Here is a 21,924-nt window from a genome sequence, read left to right as displayed (position 1 = left end):
CCGTCACGTCATGCACATCTGGAGGCTTCGTTGTCCGTACCGTCACTCGTCCTCGTTCCGGGCGCCTGGCACAAGCCCGAGCACCTGGCACTCCTGACTGACGAACTGCGGGATGTCGACGTTCACACCGTCACACTGGCCAGCAGCGGCGACGAGCCGGCAAAACTGGGTGACATGCACCAGGATGCGTCGCTCATCCGGGACGCTGTCGCCGTAATCGACGGCCCTGTCGTCGTCGTGGCCCACTCGTACGGCGGCATCCCCACGAGCCAGGCCCTGGCTGGCATCGACAACGTGCAGCGAATCGTCTATCTCGCCGCCTTCCAGATCGAGGTCGGCGAATCGCTTCTGTCCAGCGCGGGCGGGTCGCCGCCGCCGTGGTGGAAGATCCACCAGGACACCGGCACATATGTCGAGGCGTTGAACCCGACGGAGGTGTTCTACGGCGACGTCGACCCGGAGATCGCACGGCAGGCCGTGACGCAGTTGGGCTACCAGTCCTACAGCTCGAAGACCCAGGAACAGACCAACGCCGCGTGGCACACCGTCCCCAGCACGTACGTCATCTGCGAGGCTGACAACGCTCTTCCGCCCTTCGCGCAAGAGCACTTCGCCAACCGGGCCGGACGGGTCGTCCGGATGACCACATCCCATTCCCCGTTCCTGTCCCAGCCGACAGCGCTCGCTCGGCTCATCAGGGACGAACTCGCCTCCGCGTAGGAGAGAGCCATATGTGGCGTGTGCCGCTGGCGCACACGCCACACACTCCACGCGGCGAGGCTCACCAAATCCCGGAGATAGACTCTGTCGTGCCCAGGTTGCCACTGACGTGGCCGCGGATGACGACACAGAGCATGACGGGAACATGGCGCCAGACATCGTCGGCAGAAACGATGCCCTCGAGATAGTTGACGGATTCTGCGAGCGCTCACGTGAATCTGGGCAATCACTCGTCATTGTCGGCGAACCCGGTCTCGGGAAGACCACTCTGCTTCGACACGCGGCCCAGCTCTGGACGAAGCAGGGCGGCCGAGTCCTGGCAGCGACCGCAGTCGAGTTCGAGGCGGACATCAGTTTCGCCGGCCTGCAACAGATCCTGAGTCCGGCCGTCGACTCGATCCCCACCCTCGCGGGCGAGCGCGCCTCCGTCCTCGAAGCCCTGTTCGATCCAAATACCTCGGTGACCCTGGATCGGCTGGCCGTGGCCGAGGCGCTGCGGCACCTGCTGCGTGCCGCGGCGCGCGAAGCACCGACCCTCGTCCTCGTCGACGACCTCCAGTGGCTGGACCGGTCGAGCGCCGCAGTGCTCACGCTCCTGGCCCGGCGGCTCACCGGAACGCGCGTCGGCTTTCTCGGGTCGACGCGTCCGGCGGCTGAGGGCTTCTTCGAGCGGGCACGGCTGGACGAGTACGAGCTCACCCCTGTTGACGAGCAGGCGGCGACAGAAATACTGCTGGCTCGCTACCCCGATCTGACACCGGCGATCAGACGGAGGGTGTTGGCCGTGGCGGCCGGGAACCCGCTGGCCCTCGTCGAGCTGCCGTTGATTCTGACGGACCAGGGCCACGACAGCTCGGTGGTCGACCTGTCCGTCGTACCGCTGAACCGGCGGCTCCAGGCGGCGTTCTCGTCCCGGATCGAGAACCTGCCGGATGCCACACGACAGTCGCTGCTGTTCGCCGCTCTTGAGGCAACCGGGAGTCTCCGTGGCCTTGAGGTCGAATCGGGCGAGCGGTTGCTGGAGTCACTCGCGCCCGCGGAACGCGCCCGACTCATCCACATCGCCGACCAGGGCACGCGAGTGGCGTTCGCACATCCTTTGACACGAGCCGCCGTTGTCAACGCCTCCACCGCCGCAGAGCGGCGCCGGGTCCACGCCCGGCTGGCGGAGGCTGTACGTGACGACCCGGACCGAAGGGCCTGGCACCTCGCGCAGAGCAGTCGCGGACCCGACGAGCGAGCGGCGTCCTCGCTGGAAGAAGCGGGCTACCGGCTGGTCAGTCGAGGCGACACCGTCGGCGCTGTCACCGCCCTCACCAACGCCTCGATGCTCAGCCCCGCCAAACCGAAGCGCGCCCGGCGCTTGGCTGCCGCGGCCTACGTAGGTGCTCACCTGGGCGGCGGGATCGCGCTGGCCGGCGACACTCTGCGCGAGGTCCGCCAGCTCGATTCCGCGCACGCGGGCTCTCTGGACACGGCGGTTGCCACATCCTTCGTCATTCTCAACGCGGACGGTGACGTCGACACCGCTCACCGCGTCCTCGCGGGCGCCCTGGACGCGGTGAGCGAGAAGTCACATCCGATCTTCCAGATCAGGGCAGCCCTGCTCACCCTGCTGTACGTCTGCTTCTTCGGTGGGCGGCGCCAACTCTGGCCGGCCTTCGACGCACTCGTATCGCGCCTGAACAACCCGGCAATCGACGTTGTCGTGCTGATGCGGCACACCCACTCGGATCCGGCGAACGCCGACGAGGCCGAGTTCCGACAACTCGACCGACTCATCGAGACTCTGGATCAGGTCGACGACCCCGGTGAGATCGTCCTGGTCGGGCTCGCCAGTTCCTGGGTCGATCGGCTTCCTGGCTGTCGCGCCGCTCTGCATCGCGCGCTGGAGATGGGACGCGCCGCCGACGACACGAACGTCATGACACAGGCGTTGGCACTGCTGGCGCTCGACTCCTACTTCATGGGGCAGTGGCAGGACAGCGAGCGGTACCTGGCCGAGTCGCTGTCCTTGACCAACCAGAACGGACTCCGGCTCTTCCGCTGGGCCACCCAACACTGGATCGCCACGCTCGCTGCCGTCCGCGGCGATGACGAAACAGCGCGGCGAATCACCAACGAGCTCATCTACTGGGCCGTACCCAGAGGTGTGGTCGTGGTGAGCCATCTCTGCCACTACACCCGCGCTCTGGTCGCACTGGGTCGGCAGGACTACGAGGAGGCATATCGGGAGGCGACCTCGATTGGGCCCGCTGGCACCATCCCGCCGTTCCGTCCGGTGGCGATCTGGGCCGTGCTCGACGTGGTCGAGGCCGCGGTCCGGACCAACCGTCACGCCGAGGCCCGGGCCCACGTCGCGGCGGCTCGTGCCGCGCGGCTGGAGACGATCTCCGGCCGACTCAGCATGCTGGTGACGGCCGCCGAGGCTCTCGTCTCCGCCGACGACATCGCGCCGAGTCTGTTCGACCGGGCTCTCGCGACACCGGAGGCTGACCGGTGGCCGTTCGACCGGGCCCGCGTTGAACTGCTGTTCGGCCAACACCTCCGCAGAAGCCGGTCACGTCGCGCTGCTCGTGAACACCTCGGTCGGGCCTCTGCGGCGTTCCAACGTCTCGGCGCGACGAGATGGACGGAAAGAGCTGATCAGGAACTCCGGGCAGCGGGCCAGCGGCCAGGCCCTCAGCCACGAACCGAGAGCCTGACCGGCCGCGAATCTCTCGTTGCCCAGATGGCCGCGACCGGGATGACCAACAAGGAGATCGGCGAGGAGCTGTTCCTGTCGGCACGGACCGTCGGAGCGCACCTCTATCGCATCTTTCCCAAACTCGGCATCACCTCGCGGGCAGGTCTGAGAGACGCCCTCACGCTGATCGACAAGGACCGCGCACCGGGCGGTGCCTAGGCCTGCCGGGAACCGAGCAGCTGCCGTGCCATGACGATCCGCTGCACCTGGTTCGTGCCCTCGTAGATCTGGGTGATCTTGGCGTCCCGCATCATCCGCTCGACCGGGTAGTCCCGCGTGTAGCCGTAACCGCCGAGCAGCTGCACCGCATCGGTGGTGATCTCCATCGCGGCGTCGGAGGCGAAGCACTTGGCCGCCGCGCCGAAGTAGGTGAGGTCCGCGTCACCACGCTCGGACTTGCCGGCCGCGGCGTACGTGAGCTGCCGGGCCGCCTCCAGCTTCATGCCCATGTCGGCGAGCATGAACTGGACGCCCTGGAACTCGGCGACCGCCTTGCCGAACTGGCGGCGCTCCGCCACGTACCCCTTGGCGTAGTCGAGCGCGCCCTGCGCGATCCCGACGGCCTGCGCGGCGATGGTGACCCGGGTGTGGTCCAGGGTCTTCATCGCGGTGGCGAAGCCGGTGCCCTCCGCGCCGATCATCCGGTCGGCGGGGATCCGCACGTTGTCGAGGTAGACCTCACGGGTCGGCGAGCCCTTGATGCCGAGCTTCTTCTCCGGCGCGCCGAAGCTCACGCCGGCATCGGACTTCTCGACCACGAACGCCGAGATACCCCGGGAGCGGGCAGCCGGGTCGGTGACGGCGAAGACGGTGTAGAACTCGGACACGCCCGCGTTGGTGATCCAGCGCTTCACGCCGTTGAGCACCCAGTGATCCCCGTCACGCACCGCCCGGGTCGTCATCGAGGCGGCGTCGCTGCCCGCCTCCGGCTCGGACAGGCAGTACGAGAACATGGCGTCACCGGCCGCGACCGGCGTCAGGTAGCGACGCTTGAGCTCCTCGGAACCGGACAACAACAACGGCATCGTGCCAAGTTTGTTCACGGCGGGGATCAGCGAGGAGGACGCGCAGGCGCGCGCAACCTCCTCGATCACGATTGCGGTGGCCAGCGCGTCTGCGCCCGCGCCGCCGTACTCCTCGGGGATGTGCGGTGCGTGGAAGTCCGCCGCCCGCAGAGCGTCGTAGGACGCCTTGGGGAACTCTCCGGTCTCGTCGGCCTCGGCCGCGTGCGGGGCAACCTTCGCCGCGCAGACCTCACGCACCGCCTCCCGGATCGCCTCGTGCTCCTCCGGCAACCGGTAGACGTCGAACGACTCGCCTGCGGCCATGTTGGCCCCTCCCCTTCACCGCTATCATGCGCAGTCTGTGACGACTCCTGACCGCCGACCGCGCAGACTGAAGACTAGCGACTGCAGTTCAGGAGATGTTACCGGCGCGTAGGTATGGGCATGAGGGTGCACCCACGCCGCTGGGCAATGATGGTGGACAACAGTGAGCCACCCACCGGTGCCCCGCCCAGGCGCCGCAGCAGAATGCGACGCGACGACGCGCCGCCAGTGCGAGCGGAGAAGACAGGCGTGACGATCCCCTACCCCACCATCCAGCCGACCCCCGCCATCGCCGCGGTGACACCGCCCTCGGGCGCGCCTCGGCCGCGGGTGACGTTCCTGGGGACCGGCTACCTCGGTGCGACGTACGCCATCTGCTACGCCGAACTGGGCTACGAAGTGCTCGGGTTCGACGTCGACGCAGACAAGATCGCGATGCTGAACGCCGGCCAGGTGCCGATCCACGAGCCCGGCCTGGACGAGCTGCTCCGGCGCAACCTCGCCGCCGGCCGCCTGCGGTTCAGCACCGACATCGCCGAGACCGCCGACTTCGGCGACGTGCACTTCATCTGCGTCGGCACCCCCCAGCGGGCCGACGGGATGGGCGCCGACCTGTCGTACGTCGAGGCGTCGGTCACCGGCCTCGCGCAGCACCTGACCCGCAAGGCGCTGATCGTCGGCAAGTCCACCGTGCCGGTCGGCACCGCCGAGTGGGTGGAGCAACTGGTCGGCAAGCACACCCCCCACGACCTGGGCGTCGAGGTGGCGTGGAGCCCCGAGTTCCTCCAGGAGGGCTTCGCCGTCGACGACGTCCTGCGGCCCAACCGGATCGTGGTCGGCGTGAAGAGCGAGTGGGCGAACGGCATGCTCTACGCCGCGCACAAGGGCGTGTTCGACCTGGCCGCCACCGAGGACCGCGAGGTGCCCCTGGTCGTCACCGACTTCGCCACCGCCGAGCTGGTCAAGGTCGCCGCGAACGCCTTCCTCGCCACCAAGATCTCCTTCATCAACGCGATGGCCGAGGTCTGCGAGGCCTCCGGCGGCGACGTCACCCAACTCGCCCGCGCGATCGGGTACGACCCGCGCATCGGCAACCGGTTCCTCCAGGCCGGCCTCGGCTTCGGTGGCGCCTGCCTGCCCAAGGACATCCGGGCCTTCCAGGCCCGTGCCCAGGAGCTGGGCGCCGGCGAGGCGTTGCGCTTCCTGCACGAGGTCGACCTGATCAACCTGCGCCGTCGTACCCGGGTGCTCCAGCTCGCCGCGGACCTGCTCGGCCGCCGCTCCGGGCCGGCCGGCCCGGACTTCTCCGGCACCCGGATCGCCGTGCTCGGTGCCACCTTCAAGCCGAACACCGACGACGTCCGCGACGCCCCGGCGCTCGCCGTCGCCGCGCTGCTGCAGAAAGCCGGCGCCGACGTGCACGTGTACGACCCGCAGGGCACGGAGAACGCCCGCCGCGCGGTCCCCGAGCTGACCTACGAGACCGGCATCAACGAGGCGGTCTCCGGCGCCGACCTGGTCTGCGTCCTCACCGAGTGGGCCGACTTCCGCAACGCCGACCCGGTCGCCCTCGGCGAGCTGGTCAACGGCCGCAAGGTGGTCGACGGGCGCAACTGCCTCGACTCGGCGCTGTGGACCCAGGCCGGCTGGGAGTACCGGGGCATGGGCCGCCCCTGACGGAAAGACCCACACCGGCCGGCCATCGAGCATCTCGGTGGCCGGCCGGTGTCGTCTGTTTGCCCCGGACCCGCCGACAAGAGTCGAAATCCGCGCCAGCTTTGGGCATGCTGCGACAGTGGGAGTCCACAGTGCGGGTGGAGGGGTGTCGTGGCGAACTTTCAATGCTCCTCGTGCGGCCGGGAGATCAAGCCGGCCGTCCATTGCCCGCACTGCGGGGCTGACCAGCCACAGTGGGTCGAGCACCTAGCGGACATCGAGCGTTCGATCGCGGAGATGAAGGCACGCGATGCCGCCATCGCCCGCGAGCAACGGCAGATCGCCGCCAAGATGCAGGCCGCGCTCTTCCAGCGGGACATCCTCGCCCACGCCGGCGAGGAACGACTCAAGCAGGCCACCCGGCCACGCCGAGTGCTACGCCGACGCCCCGGCCGGCGGCCACCGACCGCCACCACCGGCGCGCCGCCCCGGGTGCCCCGCCAGGGCACCCCGCCCGCCCCGGAGGACCCGCCGCCGCCTCCGCCCCGGGCGAGCTGGCTGGACGCGGACGACCCGGAGCACCCCCCGGAGGCCTCGTCGCGCGAGGTGCAGAACATCCCTCTCGGGCTGGGCGCGCTGCTGCTCGGGGTGGCCGCGGTGGTCTTCGCCGCGGTGGCGACCAGCTCGATGGACGCGCTGGCCCGGCTCGGCATCCTGCTCCTGGCCACCGTGCTGATGCTGCTCGCCCCGCCGGCGCTGACCCGGCGCGGGCTCACCTCGACCGCCGAGACCATCGCCGCAGTCGGCCTGCTGCTGGTGCCGCTCGCCGGCAACGCCCTCTGGGCCGTCGAACGGATCGGCGCCAGCGACGCCTCCGCCACGGTCTTCGCCGGGGTGATCTTCGCGGTCACCGCCGGCGTCGCGTTCGGGTACGCCGGCTGGACGGGTCTGCGCGCACCCCGCTTCGCCACCGTGCTCGCCGCGCAGCCGGTGCTGCCACTGCTGGCGTACGACCGGATAACCGGACCGGGCGGCTGGGCGCTGGTGCTGGCCCTGGTCGCCCTCGTCGACCTCTGGCTGGCCCGCTCCGGCGTGGCCCTGGAGCGCCCCGTCGGGCAGGACCTGCCGACGCCGGGCACCCCGTCGGCACCACGTCAGCGCGGCGCCGAAACCCGGCCCGAGGGCGACCCGGAGGAGGCCGCCGAGCTGATCGACGCCAGCGCCGGCTCCGCCGACACGCGGCCGACCCGCCCGGTGCCCGGGCTGCGCGAACTGACCTGGTTGCTGCACTCGGTCGCGGTCGCGGTCGCCCTGGCGTACGCGGTCACCGCCCTCCTCCGGGCACAGACCGTGCCGATCGCGACCGGCGCCGGACTGGTGCTGCTGCTGGCCGCCGCCGTCGGGCTGGCCGGCGCGCTGGTGCTGCGTCGCCCGCCGCTGCCCGACGTCGCGGCCGGCATCGTCACCCTGGCCGTGATCGGCGCGCTCAGCCGGATCGCCTCGGTGGCCTTCCCTGGTCGGGCGTTGCTGCTGATCGCGGCGGTCATCACGGTGACCGGGCTGGCGGTGCGGGCGGTCCCCGAAGCGGCCCGCCGGGGGCCACAGATCGCCTCGGCGGTGGCGCTGAGCGTCAGTGGCCTGGTGGTCGCCGGAGGAGCGCTACGCGCCGGGGTGGCACCGGTCCGGGCGGCTCTGCCCGCCTGGGGTGCCGACCTCGACCGGTACCCGTCCGAGCTGGCCGCCGCGGTCGGGCCGACCACCTGGCAGCTCGCGGGCGCCGCGTTCCTGCTCACCATCGCGGCGGTGCTGGCCCTACCCACGGAGATCCGCCGTGAATTCGCGGTCGCCGGCGCGGCGCTGACCGCGCTCGCCGTCCCGGCCTCGCTCGGTCTCAATTGGGCGGCGGCACCCTGGCCGATGGTGATCACGGCGATCGGCATCGGGGTCATCGGGCTCTCCGCCCGCACCGACCGAGCCGCGGTGGCGCACGCCATCGGGGCGGCCGTGGTGGGCCTGTTCGGCGCCGGCGCCAGCCTGTCCCGCCCCACACTCACCGCTGCGGTCCTGCTCACCCTGTTCGCGGCCGGCACGTTGGTCGCCCTGGCGCCCCGGGTCCGGATCGCCTCGGCCGCCTCCGACACCGTCACCGCCTGGGCCGCCGGAGGGGCGGCATTCGCGCTGCCCGGGGCGGTGGCCGCGTTCGTGGCCGCCAGCCTGCCGACCGACCCGACCCCCACCCCGGCCAGCCTTCGGGAGGTGACCGTCCCGGTCCTGGCGGCCAGCTTCCTGGCGGTCTGCGTGACCCTCGGCTACGCCGCCGTCGTCCAGGTCTCCCAGCGCCACATCCCCGCGCCGCTGTCGGTCGGCACCGGGCTGGGCGCGCTGCTGGTCACGGCCGCCGCGTTCGGCGCGCCCGGAGCGACCGTCGCCGACGCCTGGGTGGGCGCGCTGCTGCTGGTCGCGGCGGTGCTGCTCTTCCTGGCCCCGTCCATCGACGCCGGCCGTCGCGCCGACCTCTCCCTCGACGGCTCGGACCTGGCCGCAGCGGCGGTCACCACCGCTCTGATCGCCACGCTGGTGCGGATCGGGGCGGTACTCGCCCCGGGCGGGCAGTTGGCGGTGGCCGCCGCCCTGGTCCTGATGGTCGCCGTGGCTGCACGCACCATGCCGGAGGAGTGGCGGCGCGGGCCGATCCTCGGCCTCGCCATCGGCGGGCTCCTCATCGGCGTACTCGCCGGCTGGTCGGCGGTGCGCGGTGGGGTCGGCGTGCTGGCCACCCCCGGCCCGATCTGGGACGGCGACCTGAGCGGCTGGCCGGCCGCGCCCGTTGGCGGCGCAACGTGGCAGGCACCGGTGGCCCTGGCCCTGTTGGCCCTCGCCGCCGGCATCCTGCTCCCCCCACCCTGGCGGTGGGACGTGTCCGGCGTGGCGGTCGTGCTCGCCACGATCGGCGCACCGGCGGCGTTCGATCTGGCCTGGTGGTCTCCGGTCCTGGTCGGCGGAATGGTCGCCACCATGTACGGAATGGCCGCAGTGGCGACGGAGGAGGCGCGCGCCGGGCTGTCACGGGCCATTGTGGCCGGGGTGGTCGCGCTGCACGCCGCCGGAGCCGGCCTGGTCCGGCCGTGGACCACGGCACTGGCGCTCGGCAGCATCGCGCTGATCGGCGTGGTGGTGGCCACGCTGGCCCGCGTCCTGGCCGGCCCACGGGTGACCGACATCGAAACCGAGGGAATGCCACCACACCTGGTGCAGATCGGTGGTGCGGCGATCGGCGCCGCGCTGCTGGCCCTCCCCGGTGCGGTGGCTGCGCTGGCCGCCGAATACGAACACTCGGCGCAGGTGGTGCTGACCGCCGCGCTGGCCGCGTCCAGCCTCGGCCTGGCCGCCGTGGCCGCGGTCCGCCGGCAGGTGCCGCAATATCTGCCCTGGGTCAGCGCGGCGGTGGTCGGCGGGGCCACCATCAGCGCCCTCGCCGCCATCCCCACCGGCCTCCCCGCCGGCGTCTACGCGGCCGCCGCCGCCCTGCTCGGTGTGCTGGCCGAGCTGATCCGAGCAGCCACCGTGCCGCCGACCGGTTCCGCACAACCGGTCCGGCGCTGGGCGGTACGCCTCGACGGCGCGCTACGGCGACTGCCGGACGATCCGGAGCGGCGGCGGTGGCGGGTCAACCCGGCTGCGGGCGCGCTGGCCGCAGCGGCTCTTCCAACCGCCCTGGCACTCGCCTCGATCGCACCCGCGCTGGTCGCCGCACTGGTCGCGCCACACGCCACGCTGAGCAGGATCTGGCAGGGGCCGCCGCCGGAGCTGGTCACCCCACCCTCGGACGTGGTCGACCCCACCCACGTGCTGACGGCGCTGCTGCTCACGGCGACCGCGGCACTCGCCGCCACCGGTTTCAGCGGTGGGCGACGCTCCCGTGCCGTACCGGTGGTGCTGCCCGGGGCCGCCGTGACGCTGCTGATCGCGCCCATCGCGTTGGGCAGCGGCTGGCCGGCGAGCACCCTCGCGGCGCTCTCCGTGTTCACCATCTCGATGCTCGGCCTCGCGCTGACCCCGCCACCACCGCTGGTCGAGCCGGCCCGCTCGCTGCGGCTGGCCCGGATCCTGGTGTTCGTCATCGGGCTGGCCGCGGGCGGCGCCGGACTCGCCGGAAGTCTCGCCGCCGAGGAGCTGACCCTGTTCAGCCTCGGCGGAGGGGTCGGCGTGGGCATGGTGGCGGCCCTGTTCGGGACCACCCAGCGGGCCCGCATCCTCGGCTGGCTCTTCGCCTCGCTGATGGCGCAGCTCTTCGTCCTCACCGCCGGTCTGGTCGCCGGGTTGGCCGCGGTCTGGTCCGCGTTCGGGGTGCTCGCCGTCGGAGCCGTCCTGCAGGTGCTTGCCGCGATCCTGCCCCAGCTGCGGCGGCCGGAGGCGCAGCGGGAGGCCGCCACGGTGCAGTGGAGCGGGTACGCGGCCGCGCTGATCGCGCTGGCCCTCGCCTTCGACTCGCCCCGACACATCGCCGCCCTGCTGGCCGCCTGGGGTGCGGTCCTCGGGGTGGCGGCGACCCGCCCCGGTCGCCGGCCGGTGGAACGCCGGATCCTGTTCTGGGCGGTGGTGGTCTGCGAGATCACCGCGTGGTGGATCCTGATGCGGGTCGCCGACGTTGCGCTGCCGGAGGCGTACACGCTGCCGTTCGCCGCGCTGGCCCTTCTCGTCGGAGTCCTGGAGCTGCGCCACCGGCCGGACATGAGCAGTTGGGTGGCGTACGGGCCGGCACTGGTCACCGCCTTCGTGCCGACGCTGGCCATCGTGCTGGCCACCGAGTCCAGCACGCTGCGGCAGATGCTGCTGCTGCTCGGCGCGGTCGCGGTGCTGATCTTCGGCTCGTCCAGCCGGCAGCAGGCACCGGTGATCGTCGGCGCGTCGGTCACCGCGATCACCGCGATCCACGCGCTGTTCAGCCTCGGCCCGTGGCTCGCGCTCATCCCGGTGGGCATCCTGCTGCTCATACTCGGGGCGAGCAACGAGCGCCGCCGCCGAGCCCAGGACCGCCTACAAACCGCCCTACGAGGAATGAGATAGACCGGAGGGTCCCCACGGCGTAGGCGCCTGGGCACGGCAAGCATGCCGGGTCCCCACGCCAACCCCCGTCACCTCGCGCGATCTTGCACTTTCTGTCGCGACATAAGGCGCGAATACCGCGAAGTGCCGACCGAAAGTGCAAGATCGCGGGCGGGGTGGGGCGGGGGTGGGGGTTAGGGGAGGGTTGCTTGGAGGGCGGCTTCCTTGGTGGCTACCAGCTTTTCCAGGTCCTGCTGGTAGGTCGTCATCTTGGCGCGGAGGTTCTCATCCGTGGCGCCGAGGATCCGTACGGCGAGCAGGCCCGCGTTGCGGGCGTTGCCGATCGACACGGTGGCGACCGGAACCCCGGCCGGCATCTGCACGATGGACAGCAGCGAGTCCATGCCGTCGAGGTGCTTCAGCGGCACCGGCACACCGATCACCGGCAGCGGCGTCACCGAGGCGACCATGCCCGGCAGCGCGGCAGCACCGCCAGCCCCGGCGATGATCACCTTCAGACCGCGGTCGGCGGCGTAGCGGCCGTACTCGATCATCGCGACCGGGGTCCGGTGCGCCGAGATCACCCGCACCTCGTACGCCACGCCGAAGTCGTCCAACACCTCCGCGGCGGCCCGCATGGTCGGCCAGTCCGAGTCGCTGCCCATGATCAGCCCGACCGTGCTCACAGGGGTCTCCTTCTCGACCGAGGGGGTCACTCGTGCCCCTCGCGCAGCCAGCGCGCGGCCCGCGCGGCCCGCGCCCGTACGTCGTCCAGGTCGTCGCCGAGCACCGTGACGTGCCCGATCTTCCGGCCGGGCCGCACCTGCTTGCCGTAGAGGTGCACCTTGGCGCCCGGCTCGGCAGCGAAGAGGTGGTGCAGCCGCTCGTCGATCGACATTCCGCCCGGCTCGCCGCCGAGCACGTTCGCCATCACCACGACCGGAGCGCTCAGCGCGGTGTCGCCCATCGGGTAGTCCAGCACCGCCCGCAGGTGCTGCTCGAACTGCGAGGTCCGGGAACCCTCGATGGTCCAGTGCCCGGAGTTGTGTGGGCGCATCGCCAGCTCGTTGACCACGATCGCGGGCCGGCCGGCGTCGTCACGCACCTCGAAGAGCTCCACGGCCAGCAGGCCGATCACACCGAGCGCGGTGGCAAGGTCGATGGCGAGCTGCTGGGCGGCGACCGCCAGTTCCTCGTCCAGGCCGGGCGCCGGGGCCAGCACCTCCACGTTGATGCCGTCGGACTGCACCGTCTCGACCACCGGGTACGCGGCCACCTGACCGAACGGCGACCGGGCCACCTGTACGGCCAACTCGCGGCGCAACGGCACCCGCTCCTCGACGATCAGCCGGGTGCCACCGGCGAGCAGCGTGGCTGCCAGCTCGGTGGCCTGGGCGGCGTCGTCGACCATCCAGACGCCACGGCCGTCGTAGCCACCCCGCGCCGCCTTGAGCACCACCGGCCAGCCGATCTGCTCACCGAAGCCGACGAGGTCGGCGGGCTCGCCGACCGGCCGCCACGCCGGGTTGGGCGCGCCCAGCTCGGTCAGGCGTTCCCGCATGACCTGCTTGTCCTGGGCGTGCAGCAGCGCGTCCGCCGGCGGGTACAGGGTCACCCCTTCCGCCGCCAGCGTGCGGATGTGCTCGTTGGGCACGTGCTCGTGGTCGAAGGTGACCACGTCGCAGCCCTTGGCGAAGGTACGCAGGGCGGCCAGGTCGGTGTGCTCGCCGTACTGGACGTCGGCAGCGACGAGCGCCGCACCGTCATCGGGGGCGGTCGCGAGCACACGCAGTGACTGGCCGAGGGCGATCGCGGCCTGATGGGTCATTCGGGCCAACTGGCCGCCACCCACCATGCCGACAACAGGCAGACCGGTACGGGAATCCATAGCGCGGCCAGCCTATCCGGGCCGCCGGCACGCCCACCCGGAGGGCTGGCGACCCGCCTCGAAGGCGCTGGGGAGACCAGCCGGCGGGCGGCACGGCGACTACCGGGCGTGGCGGTGGGCTCAGCCGAGCTCGGCGATCAGCTCCTCGACCGAGGTGACCGGCCGCTGGCAGACGAAGCCCCGGCAGACGTACGCGGCGGACCGGCCGTCGACCAGCGGCCGGTCGGCGAGCAGCGGCACACCGGGCTGGTCCGGACGTCCGGCGACGACCACCGCCCCGGGCGGGGCATGCCGGTGGGCGGCGGCCACCAGGGGGTCGCCCGCCGGGTCGTCGGTCGCCACGGCGATCTCGTACGGCCCGGAGAGCAGCGCCTCGCCGACCATGGCCGCGTACCCGGCGAACCGGGGGTGCTGCCCGACGATCGGCGCGACCGTGGCGAGCGCCGCCTCGGCGGCCTCCCGGTAGCGCGTCTCCCCGGTCAGCGCCGTGTACGCCACCAGCCCGGCGATCAGCGCCGATCGGCCGGACGGGGTGGCGTTGTCGGTCGGGTCAGCCGGGCGGGCGACCAGCCGTTCGGCGTCGTCGGCGGTGTCGTAGAAGGCGCCTCCGGGTGCGGCGAAGTGCGCCAACGCGGTGTCCAGCAACTCGCCGGCCAGCGTGAGCCACCGGCCCTCGCCGGTGAGCTGGTGCAGCGCGCAGAAGGCCTCGGCCACACAGCCGTAGTCCTCCAGCACGCCGGCCGGCTCGCCGACCTTGCCGTCCCGGGAGACCCGGCGCAGCCGGCCGTCCACCAGGTGCACGGTGGCCAGGTGCTCGGCGGCCTGGCGCATCGCACCGTCGGCGACGATGGTGACGCCGTCCATCAGGTTGGCGTCCTCGTCCTGCGGGGACGCGTACAAGGCGGCGACCTGCTGGAACTCGGCGATGGCGGTGATCGCCAGGCCGTTCCAGGCGGCCACCACCTTGTCGTCGCGGGCCGGCTGCGGGCGGGTGTCCCGGGTGTTGAGCAGTCGCCCGACCACCTGCTGCCAGCGGGCGCGCACCTCGGGCGCGGCGTCGTCGACGTCCCGGGCGATCTGCAGCACGCTCATGCCATGCTCAAAGGTGCCCTCGTCGGTGACGGTGAACAGGTCGGCGGCGAACCGGCCGTCCTCCTCGCCCAGCGCCTCGACGAGTTGGGCGGGCGTCCAGGCGTAGGTGAGCCCCTCGACGCCCTCGGTGTCGGCGTCCAGGGCGGAGGCGAAACCCTCCCCCGGCCGGTGCAGCTCGTCGGCGAGGAACCGGACGGTGTCCCGCGCCACCCGGCGGGCCAGCGGGTCACCGGTGAGCCGCCACAACTGGGTGTAGACCCGCAGCAGCAACGCGTTGTCGTAGAGCATCTTCTCGAAGTGCGGCACCGTCCAGTGCGCGTCCACCGAGTACCGGGCGAAGCCACCGGCGAGCTGGTCGTAGATGCCGCCCCGGGCCATCGCCTCGGCGGTGTGCCGGGTGATCTCCAGGCTGGCCGGGTCGCCGGTGCGCTGGTGGTGGCGCAGCAGGAAGAGCATGTTCATGTGCGGTGGGAACTTCGGGGCGCCCCCGAAGCCGCCGTTCGTGGCGTCGTACTCGCTGGCCAGCTTCGCGGCCGCCGCGTCGAGCAGCGGGGCGTCCAGCGGGGCGGTGGGGCCACCCACGGCCTGCGCGCCACCGATCGCCTCGACCACCGCGGCGCCCTGGCGCAGCACCGCCTCGCGCTGCTCACGCCAGGCGGTGGTGACCGACTGGAGCAACTGGACGAAGTTGGGCCGCGGGAAGTAGGTGCCGCAGAAGAACGGGGTGCCGTCCGGGGTGGCGAAGACGGTCATCGGCCAGCCACCCTGGCCGGTCATCGCCTGGGTCGCGGTCATGTAGACCGCGTCCACGTCCGGGCGCTCCTCACGGTCCACCTTGATCGACACGAAGTTGTCGTTCATCAGGGCGCCGACCTGCTCGTTCTCGAACGATTCGTGCGCCATGACATGGCACCAGTGGCAGGCCGCGTAGCCGACCGAGATGAGCACCGGGACGTCCCGCCGTTTCGCCTCGGCGAACGCCTCGTCGGACCAGGGCCACCAGTCGACCGGGTTGCCGGCGTGCTGGAGCAGGTACGGACTGGTGGCGTCGACGAGTCGGTTCACCTGACGACCATAGCCAGCCCCGGCGCGGACCGCGCGGGCTCCACCCGGACGGTCAAGCCCGCTACCGCGGGAACAGCCGGCCCGGGCCATGGGGCCCGGGCCGGAGACCATCAACCCTTCTTGAGCCGAACCACGGCGGTGTCGGCGTCGCTGACGAAGACGTCGTACGTCGTGTCGTAGGAGAGGGCGTTCGCGGACACCGTCACGGCACCCCGGCGGAACGGGACCGAGGTGAACGTGGGTGTGCTGGACGTCCAGGCGACCGGCGCGCCGGGGGTGCACGCCGCCTCGGCCCGGACGATGCCCTCAGCCCGCTGACCGTGCCACGTCTGGTGGACGGCGCCCTCCACGTACACGGTGGCCGGTGCGCTGCAGGTGACCGTGCCGTGCACCGTCACCTCGCCGGTCCCGGTGTCGATCGTGCCCGACCCGGCCACGTCGACTCCGACGGCGAGCACCGGCGGTGCCGGCGGGTTCTCGACGTGCACCTCTCCCCGGGCCGAGCCCGTGCTGTAGTTGCAACGTTGCTCGAAGGTGGCGTCGAACCGCTCCAGATAGCCGTGCGGGCCCCAGGAGATGTCGGTGACGGTGAACGAGCCGGTCTGCCCGAACGAGCAGATCCGGTCGGCACCGCTCAGGTCGATGCCGGGCAGCGGGCTCTCGTAGGTGTTCCCGGTGGCGCCGGTGTAGGTGCCCACCGCCAACGGCTGGCCTACCGGCGCGCTCAGCTCGATCTTCCAGGGACCGGCGGGTGGGTCGAAGACCTGGACGGTGAGGTGGTTCGCAGTGCCCCAGACGTCGAAGCCGCCGCCGGACGCGGTGGAGAACGCCACCCCCTCGCCCTCAGTGATCGGATCGTCCGGATCGCCGGTGACTACCAGCGTGGCGGACTCGGGTGCTCTGGCGGAGGCCGGTGCGGCGACGGCCAGCGTGCCGACCGCCACGACGCTCAGCACGAGTGCTGCGGCGTGGATGGGACGTTTCCCGGAGAGTCGCATGATGTCCCTTCGAGGGAGGGCGTCGACGATCAATACATCAACGCAGCTCGATCGACTCTAGGGGGTTGACGGGCGGTTTGCCGCCCCGTCCGAAACCGATCAGCCCGGGGTCGCGCCGACTGCTCAGGAGGCGCCGTCGGCGCGGAGCCGGAACACGTTCGACTCCGCCGAGTCGCGGAGCGACCCCAGGACCGCGCCGATCTTGTCCGCCGGCATCGGCTTGAAGAAGTGGTAACCCTGCGCGGAGGTGCAACCCAGCTCGGCCAGGGCCATCCGCTGCTCGGCGGTCTCCACCCCTTCGGCGACCACACGCAGACCCAACTCGTGGGCGAGGCCCACGGTCGTCCGTACGATCGCCGCGGCCTCCGGGGAGTCGGCCATCCGGATCACGAATGAGCGGTCCACCTTCAACTCGTCCACTGCGATCCGGGTGAGGAAGGTCAGCGACGAGAAGCCGGTGCCGAAGTCGTCGACCGCGAGCTGCACGCCCATCGCCCGGAGGGTGGCCAGCACCTCGTCGATGACCTCCAGCTCACTCATCACCACCGTCTCGGTGATCTCCAGGACCAGCCGGTGCGGTGGCACCTGATGGCGGCGCAGCGCCTCGGCGATCTCCGCCGGCAACCGGGGGTCGAGCAGGCTGCGCGCCGACAGGTTGACCGAGATCGGGACGTCCAGTCCTTCCCGGGCCCAACCGGCGGCCACGCCGAGGGCCTTGTCCAGCACGTAGCGGGTGAAGGCGCCCAGTTGCTCGCTGTTCTCCACCGGCCGGATGAAGTCGGCCGGGCCCAGCCAGCCACGTCGGGGATGCTGCCAGCGGATCAACGCCTCCACCCCGGTGGGCGCGCCCGTGGCCAGGTCCACGGCGGGTTGCAACGCCAGCACCAGCTGATCGTCGACCTTCAGCGCCTCGCGTAGCTCCGCCAGCAGGGCGAGCTGATCGGTGCTGGCCGCGTCGCGGGTGCCGTCGTACGCGGCGACGTTGCCGCCGCCCTCCTTGGCCTGGTACATCGCGATGTCGGCCCGGCGTAGCAACTCGGTCAGGTCGGCGGTGCCGGCGTCGGCCACCACCACCCCCACGGAGACCTCGATCGACATCCGTACGCCGGCCACCTCGGTCGGCGCGGCCAACCGCTCGGCGATCTCGCGGGCCTGACGCAGTGCGTGGGCCATCGGGGCGGCCCGGTCACCGAGCACCGGCACCGCGGTGAGCAGCAGCGCGAATTCGTCGCCGCCGAGCCGGCCGAGCAGGTCGCCGGGGCGGACCAGCGCGCTGAGCCGGTTCGCGGTCAGCCGCAGCAACTGGTCGCCGGCGGCGTGACCGAGGGTGTCGTTGACTTCCTTGAACTGGTTGATGTCCAGCAGCAGCAGCGCCACCGGGTGATCGTGTGCGAGCTGCCGCAGCGACTGGTCGCCCTTGCCGAGCATCGCCGCCCGGTTGGCCAGCCCGGTGAGCGGGTCGTGCACCGCCTCGTACGACGAGCGGGCGGTGACCAGCCGCAGCTCGCGGTGAGTTGCGGCGTCGTGCAGCGCGGCGGCCAGGGCGTCGCCGAATGCGGCCACCGCGTCGCGTTCCCGGGCGTTGGGCGGGGCGGCGCGGGGGAATCGGACCCGCAGCCGACCGACCGGGGCGGCGCCGACCGACAGCGTCCGGCTCAGCTCGTGCTCGTCCGGCTCCGGCCGGTCCGGTGGGCCCGTCTCACGGTCGACGAGTTGGCCGCTGGCGTCTCCTCGGTACCGATGCCACCGGCCGTCGGTCCGAGCCACGTCGACGTCGACCAGTTCGGCGTTGAACAGCGCCAGCGCCCCGGTGACCGCCGCGCTGGCCACGCCCCGCTCGTCGAGCTGGTTGAGAGCTGCCGTGGCTTCGGCGAAGGCTCGCCAGGTGCGGCGCTCCTGATCGGAGCGCAGCCGGTAGCGGTAGGTCTGCTGCAGCAGCCAGAGCAGCGGCGGCAGCAACAGCAACCAGCGTGCGTCGAGTTCCAGCAGTGCTACCACCACGAGGCCGACCGCCACGTTGCCGACGAACATCAGGATCTTGCCGCGCAGCGCGGCGAGCAGCGGCGGCCCGATCGGCAGTCCGTGCCGCAGGCCCAGCGTCACCCCGCCGAGCCATGCGGTCACCAGGAGGTAGGTCACCGACCCGGCGATCACGGCCACCGACAGCATCGGGGTGGGCGGGGCGAGCAACGGCCGTCCGAGCGCGGTGGCCACGGAGACGGCCAGGGCCGACGCGGCGGCCAGCGACGCGGCGATCCGGAGGATCTCCAGGGCCGGACGACGGTCGTTGTGCAGCGAGAGCATCGTCCAGGCCAGGCCGGTGCCGAGCAGCGTGGCGGACGGCAGCCAGCCGGCCGGCGTCAGATAGAGGCAGACGATCAGCGCGGCCTCGCCCCAGGTGATGCTGACCATGCCCGCGGCAGAGCGGAACCGTAGCCGGGCGAGCTGGGCGAGCGCGAGGACGGCGACGGCGATGCCGAACCGGGCCGGACCGCCGAGGGGGTCGTCGGCCGGCAGCCTGGCCGGGAGGGTCAACCCGACCGCGGAGGCGACCAGGGCGGTCAGGGTGACGGCGGCGGTGAGCACGAGCAGACGGCCCGGCGTGCCTCGCACCCCGAGCCGGTCGAATGGGTTGCCGGCCGGCCCGGAGGTCATCGACCTCCCCCGTCAGCCGACCGACCGACGTCGCGGCGGGCGGCCGGTGCTGTGCTGGTCATCGGCGCCCCCTCCCGCACACGGCTCGGGGACTTTTGGTCCCCCCGGCGGAAGGCTAAGCCAAACCGGGTGGCCGCAACAGGGGGCGACCAACCGGTTCGACGTGAATCACGCGTTGACTACCCGTTCCGGTGCTGCTGGTGCCCATTGGGACCGGGCGTGGATGAATCATGCCCCCCGGTCCCGTCTGTCGGATCGACGACTGACGCATCGGCCCTGGTCGGATCGACCGGCCCCGTCTGCTGCGGGAACCGGTCAGGCAGGCGGCGCAGCCGAGCGTTCATGTTGCGGATCAGCAGGATGGTCGCGGCGGCCAGCAGCAGGATGAGGAAGAGGCCCATCGGCCCCGCCAGACCACCCGTGCGGGTGTCACCGAAGTTGTTCTCCGCGAGCACCTGGGCAGCGGTCAGCATGGCGTTCCTCCGATGTGCGATTGGTAACCAGCGTAGCCCCGCCCGGGATCAGCGTGCGTGCGCCGTCTCCCGCACCCCCGCGAAGAGATCGGACTCGGGCAGCGGGCTGTCGACAACCGAGCGGGCCAGCTCGAAATCCTCGGTCGGCCAGGCGCGGCGCTGCAGCTCCATCGGAACGTGGAACCAAAAGCCGTCCGGGTCGACCTGGGTGGCGTGGGCGCGCAGCGCGTCGTCGCGGACCGGGAAGTATTCGGAGCACTCCACCCGCGTGGTGATCCGCGGGCCCTTGTCCGGCCGGTCCTCCCAGCGCTTGAGCCACTCCTCGTAGGGCGACTCCTTACCCGCGGCCAGCATGCCCTCGTGCAGGGCCATGATCTTGGCCTTGGAGAAGCCGATGTCGTAGTACAGCTTGAGCGGCTGCCAAGGCGCGCCCAGCTCCGGGAAGCGCTCCGGGTCGCCGGCTGCCTCGAACGCCGCCACGGTCACCTTGTGGCACATGATGTGGTCCGGGTGCGGGTAGCCGCCCTCTTCGTCGTACGTGGTCACCACGTGCGGACGGAACTCGCGCATCAGGCGCACCAGTGGACCGGCGGCCACCTCGACGTCCTGCAGGGCGAAACAGCCCTCGGGCAGCGGTGGCAGCGGGTCGCCCTCCGGCAGCCCGGAGTCGACGAAGCCGAGCCAGGCCTGATCGACGCCGAGGATCGCCCGGGCGGCGTCCATCTCGGCGCGCCGGATCTCGCCGATGTTGGCCCAGACCTCGGGACGGTCGAGCTTGGGGTTGAGCACGCTGCCGCGCTCCCCGCCGGTGCACGTCACGACCAGGACATCCACGCCCTCGGCGACGTACTTGGCCATCGTCGCCGCACCCTTGCTCGACTCGTCGTCCGGGTGCGCGTGCACGGCCATGAGACGCAGCTGCTCTGCCAACTTCGGCACTCCTCGTCTGTGCCGGCCGGTGGACCCGACCGGGCTCGACCGGCTGACCTGCCGGGATCGTTCCTCACCGCACCCTGTCACCGGCCAGCACCGCAGGGGATGACCTGCCATTCCTGCCGCTGGACCGGGTGGGAGGATGGACTCTGTCATTCTTGCCGATGCCGCCGACAACAACGCCAGGAGATACCCGCCGGTGACCGAGACGCACGCCACAATTTCCGCAGGCGCTCCGGTATTTCCGGCCGGGCGCTACGGCCGCCGCCGGGCGTCCGGCGGGAAGCGCCGTCGTACGCTGCTGGCCGCACTGGTGCTGGTGGCGCTCGTGTCGACGCTGACCGTGATCTCGTTCCGGCTCTACCGCCAGTACGGCGATCCGGCCTACGACGCCCAGGTGATCACGTACACCGACATCACGGACAGTCAGGTGCTTGTCGACTTCCGGGTGACCGTGCCGGCGGGTGGATCGGCGGTCTGCGTGCTGCGGGCCCGAACCCACGCGGGTGCCGAGGTGGGCCGTGACCAAGTCACCGTTACCGCCGAACCCGGCAACCGGCACGTCACGGCACGGCACCGCCTGGCCACCACCGAACGGCCGTTCATCGGCGAGGTCCTGCGCTGCCAACCTGCGTCCTGACCTGCCAGAACGCCCCCGCGAACGAGGCTTGCCGCGCGCCTACCCCCGGTGTCGGATCCGGACACCGGCGGTGATGGCCGACACGCTGTGTCGTACCGCACTGGTAACTTGGTAGTTCACCTGTCAGCCAGCCACGCACAACTGAGGAGAACGCCTGTGTCCACTGGCAACGAGGCGCCCGCCACCTGGCTGTCGCAGGACGCGCACGACCGCCTCCAGGCCGAGCTCGACGAGCACATCGCCAACCGTCCGGCCATCGCCGCCGAGATCAACGCTCGGCGCGAAGAGGGCGACCTGCGGGAGAACGGCGGTTACCACGCCGCCCGCGAGGAGCAGGGCAAGGCCGAGGGTCGCATTCGCTACCTGCAGGAGCTGCTGCGCACCGCGAAGGTCGGCGAGGCGCCGACGGCGGACGCGGTGTCGCCGGGCATGGTCGTGACGATCTACTTCGACGACGACGCGAACGACACCGAGACCTTCCTGCTCGGTTCGCGGGAGATCGCGGCCACCACCGACCTGACCGTCTACAGCCCCGAGTCGGCGCTCGGCAAGGCGATCCTGGGCGGCCGGCCGGGGCAGACCTGCACCTACACGGCGCCGAGCGGTGCCGACATCAAGGTGACCGTGGTCAACTTCGAGCCGTTCTCCGGCTGACCGTCGCCGGTCGCACCACCCCGCTCAACG

14 protein-coding genes are annotated in these 21,924 nt (G+C 71.7%); 6 read left to right on the top strand and 8 right to left on the bottom strand.

Annotated features, from left to right (window positions below):
- The first annotated feature begins 30 nt into the window (after positions 1-30).
- Both HNR20_RS18730 and HNR20_RS18725 read left to right on the top strand, forming a co-directional pair.
- Positions 31-720: an alpha/beta hydrolase gene (locus HNR20_RS18730; RefSeq protein WP_184181597.1), complete on the top strand. Its 690-nt coding sequence runs from the start codon at positions 31-33 to the stop codon at positions 718-720.
- Positions 721-865: 145 nt separating this feature from the next.
- Entirely contained in the window at positions 866-3,625 is a 2,760-nt protein-coding gene (locus HNR20_RS18725; RefSeq protein WP_184181595.1) for a helix-turn-helix transcriptional regulator, read from the top strand.
- Here the strand turns inward: HNR20_RS18725 and HNR20_RS18720 are convergent.
- On the bottom strand, positions 3,622-4,794 hold the full coding sequence (locus tag HNR20_RS18720) for an acyl-CoA dehydrogenase family protein (RefSeq protein WP_184181593.1): 1,173 nt from the start codon (positions 4,792-4,794) through the stop codon (positions 3,622-3,624). The genes HNR20_RS18725 and HNR20_RS18720 overlap by 4 nt on opposite strands.
- A gap of 249 nt (positions 4,795-5,043) precedes the next feature.
- Between HNR20_RS18720 and HNR20_RS18715 the strand changes: the two genes are divergently transcribed.
- On the top strand, positions 5,044-6,471 hold the full coding sequence (locus HNR20_RS18715) for a UDP-glucose dehydrogenase family protein (RefSeq protein WP_184181591.1): 1,428 nt from the start codon (positions 5,044-5,046) through the stop codon (positions 6,469-6,471).
- A gap of 150 nt (positions 6,472-6,621) precedes the next feature.
- Positions 6,622-11,517, top strand: coding sequence for an SCO7613 C-terminal domain-containing membrane protein (locus HNR20_RS18710; protein WP_184181589.1), 4,896 nt, complete (start codon positions 6,622-6,624; stop codon positions 11,515-11,517).
- 173 nt (positions 11,518-11,690) lie between these two features.
- Here HNR20_RS18710 and purE read toward each other — a convergent pair whose 3' ends face one another.
- From purE to mca, 7 genes are all read right to left on the bottom strand, one after another.
- A complete protein-coding gene (gene purE, locus HNR20_RS18705; RefSeq protein WP_184181587.1) occupies positions 11,691-12,182 on the bottom strand; it encodes a 5-(carboxyamino)imidazole ribonucleotide mutase in 492 nt (163 codons plus the stop codon).
- Positions 12,183-12,208: 26 nt separating this feature from the next.
- Positions 12,209-13,384 (bottom strand): 5-(carboxyamino)imidazole ribonucleotide synthase, encoded by a 1,176-nt coding sequence (locus tag HNR20_RS18700; RefSeq protein WP_184181585.1) that lies wholly within the window; start codon positions 13,382-13,384, stop codon positions 12,209-12,211.
- Between the two features lie 120 nt (positions 13,385-13,504).
- The gene (locus tag HNR20_RS18695) at positions 13,505-15,541 is read right to left on the bottom strand and encodes a thioredoxin domain-containing protein (RefSeq protein WP_184181583.1); all 2,037 of its coding nucleotides are present in this window, start codon (positions 15,539-15,541) and stop codon (positions 13,505-13,507) included.
- Between the two features lie 110 nt (positions 15,542-15,651).
- Positions 15,652-16,539, bottom strand: a complete 888-nt coding sequence (locus HNR20_RS18690; RefSeq protein WP_184181581.1) for a hypothetical protein — start codon at positions 16,537-16,539, stop codon at positions 15,652-15,654.
- Between the two features lie 123 nt (positions 16,540-16,662).
- Positions 16,663-19,194, bottom strand: coding sequence for a putative bifunctional diguanylate cyclase/phosphodiesterase (locus HNR20_RS18685; RefSeq protein WP_184181579.1), 2,532 nt, complete (start codon positions 19,192-19,194; stop codon positions 16,663-16,665).
- A gap of 179 nt (positions 19,195-19,373) precedes the next feature.
- Positions 19,374-19,667, bottom strand: a complete 294-nt coding sequence (locus HNR20_RS18680; RefSeq protein WP_184181577.1) for a hypothetical protein — start codon at positions 19,665-19,667, stop codon at positions 19,374-19,376.
- 48 nt (positions 19,668-19,715) lie between these two features.
- A complete protein-coding gene (gene mca / locus HNR20_RS18675) occupies positions 19,716-20,597 on the bottom strand; it encodes a mycothiol conjugate amidase Mca (protein WP_184181575.1) in 882 nt (293 codons plus the stop codon).
- A 202-nt stretch (positions 20,598-20,799) separates the two neighbouring features.
- Between mca and HNR20_RS18670 the strand changes: the two genes are divergently transcribed.
- Both HNR20_RS18670 and greA read left to right on the top strand, forming a co-directional pair.
- Positions 20,800-21,240 carry a DUF4307 domain-containing protein gene (locus HNR20_RS18670; RefSeq protein ID WP_184188673.1) on the top strand — a complete coding sequence of 147 codons (441 nt, stop codon included), beginning with the start codon at positions 20,800-20,802 and terminating at the stop codon, positions 21,238-21,240.
- 156 nt (positions 21,241-21,396) lie between these two features.
- Positions 21,397-21,894, top strand: coding sequence for a transcription elongation factor GreA (gene greA / locus HNR20_RS18665; RefSeq protein WP_184181573.1), 498 nt, complete (start codon positions 21,397-21,399; stop codon positions 21,892-21,894).
- The last annotated feature ends 30 nt before the right edge of the window (positions 21,895-21,924 follow it).

Source organism: Micromonospora parathelypteridis, from assembly GCF_014201145.1.
Lineage (GTDB): Bacteria > Actinomycetota > Actinomycetes > Mycobacteriales > Micromonosporaceae > Micromonospora > Micromonospora parathelypteridis.
This window is presented reverse-complemented; position numbering and strand designations above follow the sequence as displayed.

Coding starts and splice junctions, on each gene's coding strand:
- HNR20_RS18725 (WP_184181595.1), top strand. CDS start 866: ATGGCGCCAGACATCGTCGGCAGAAACGATGCCCTCGAGATAGTTGAC.
- HNR20_RS18720 (WP_184181593.1), bottom strand. CDS start 4,794: ATGGCCGCAGGCGAGTCGTTCGACGTCTACCGGTTGCCGGAGGAGCAC.
- HNR20_RS18700 (WP_184181585.1), bottom strand. CDS start 13,384: ATGGATTCCCGTACCGGTCTGCCTGTTGTCGGCATGGTGGGTGGCGGC.
- HNR20_RS18690 (WP_184181581.1), bottom strand. CDS start 16,539: ATGCGACTCTCCGGGAAACGTCCCATCCACGCCGCAGCACTCGTGCTG.
- HNR20_RS18685 (WP_184181579.1), bottom strand. CDS start 19,194: ATGACCTCCGGGCCGGCCGGCAACCCATTCGACCGGCTCGGGGTGCGA.
- HNR20_RS18680 (WP_184181577.1), bottom strand. CDS start 19,667: ATGCTGACCGCTGCCCAGGTGCTCGCGGAGAACAACTTCGGTGACACC.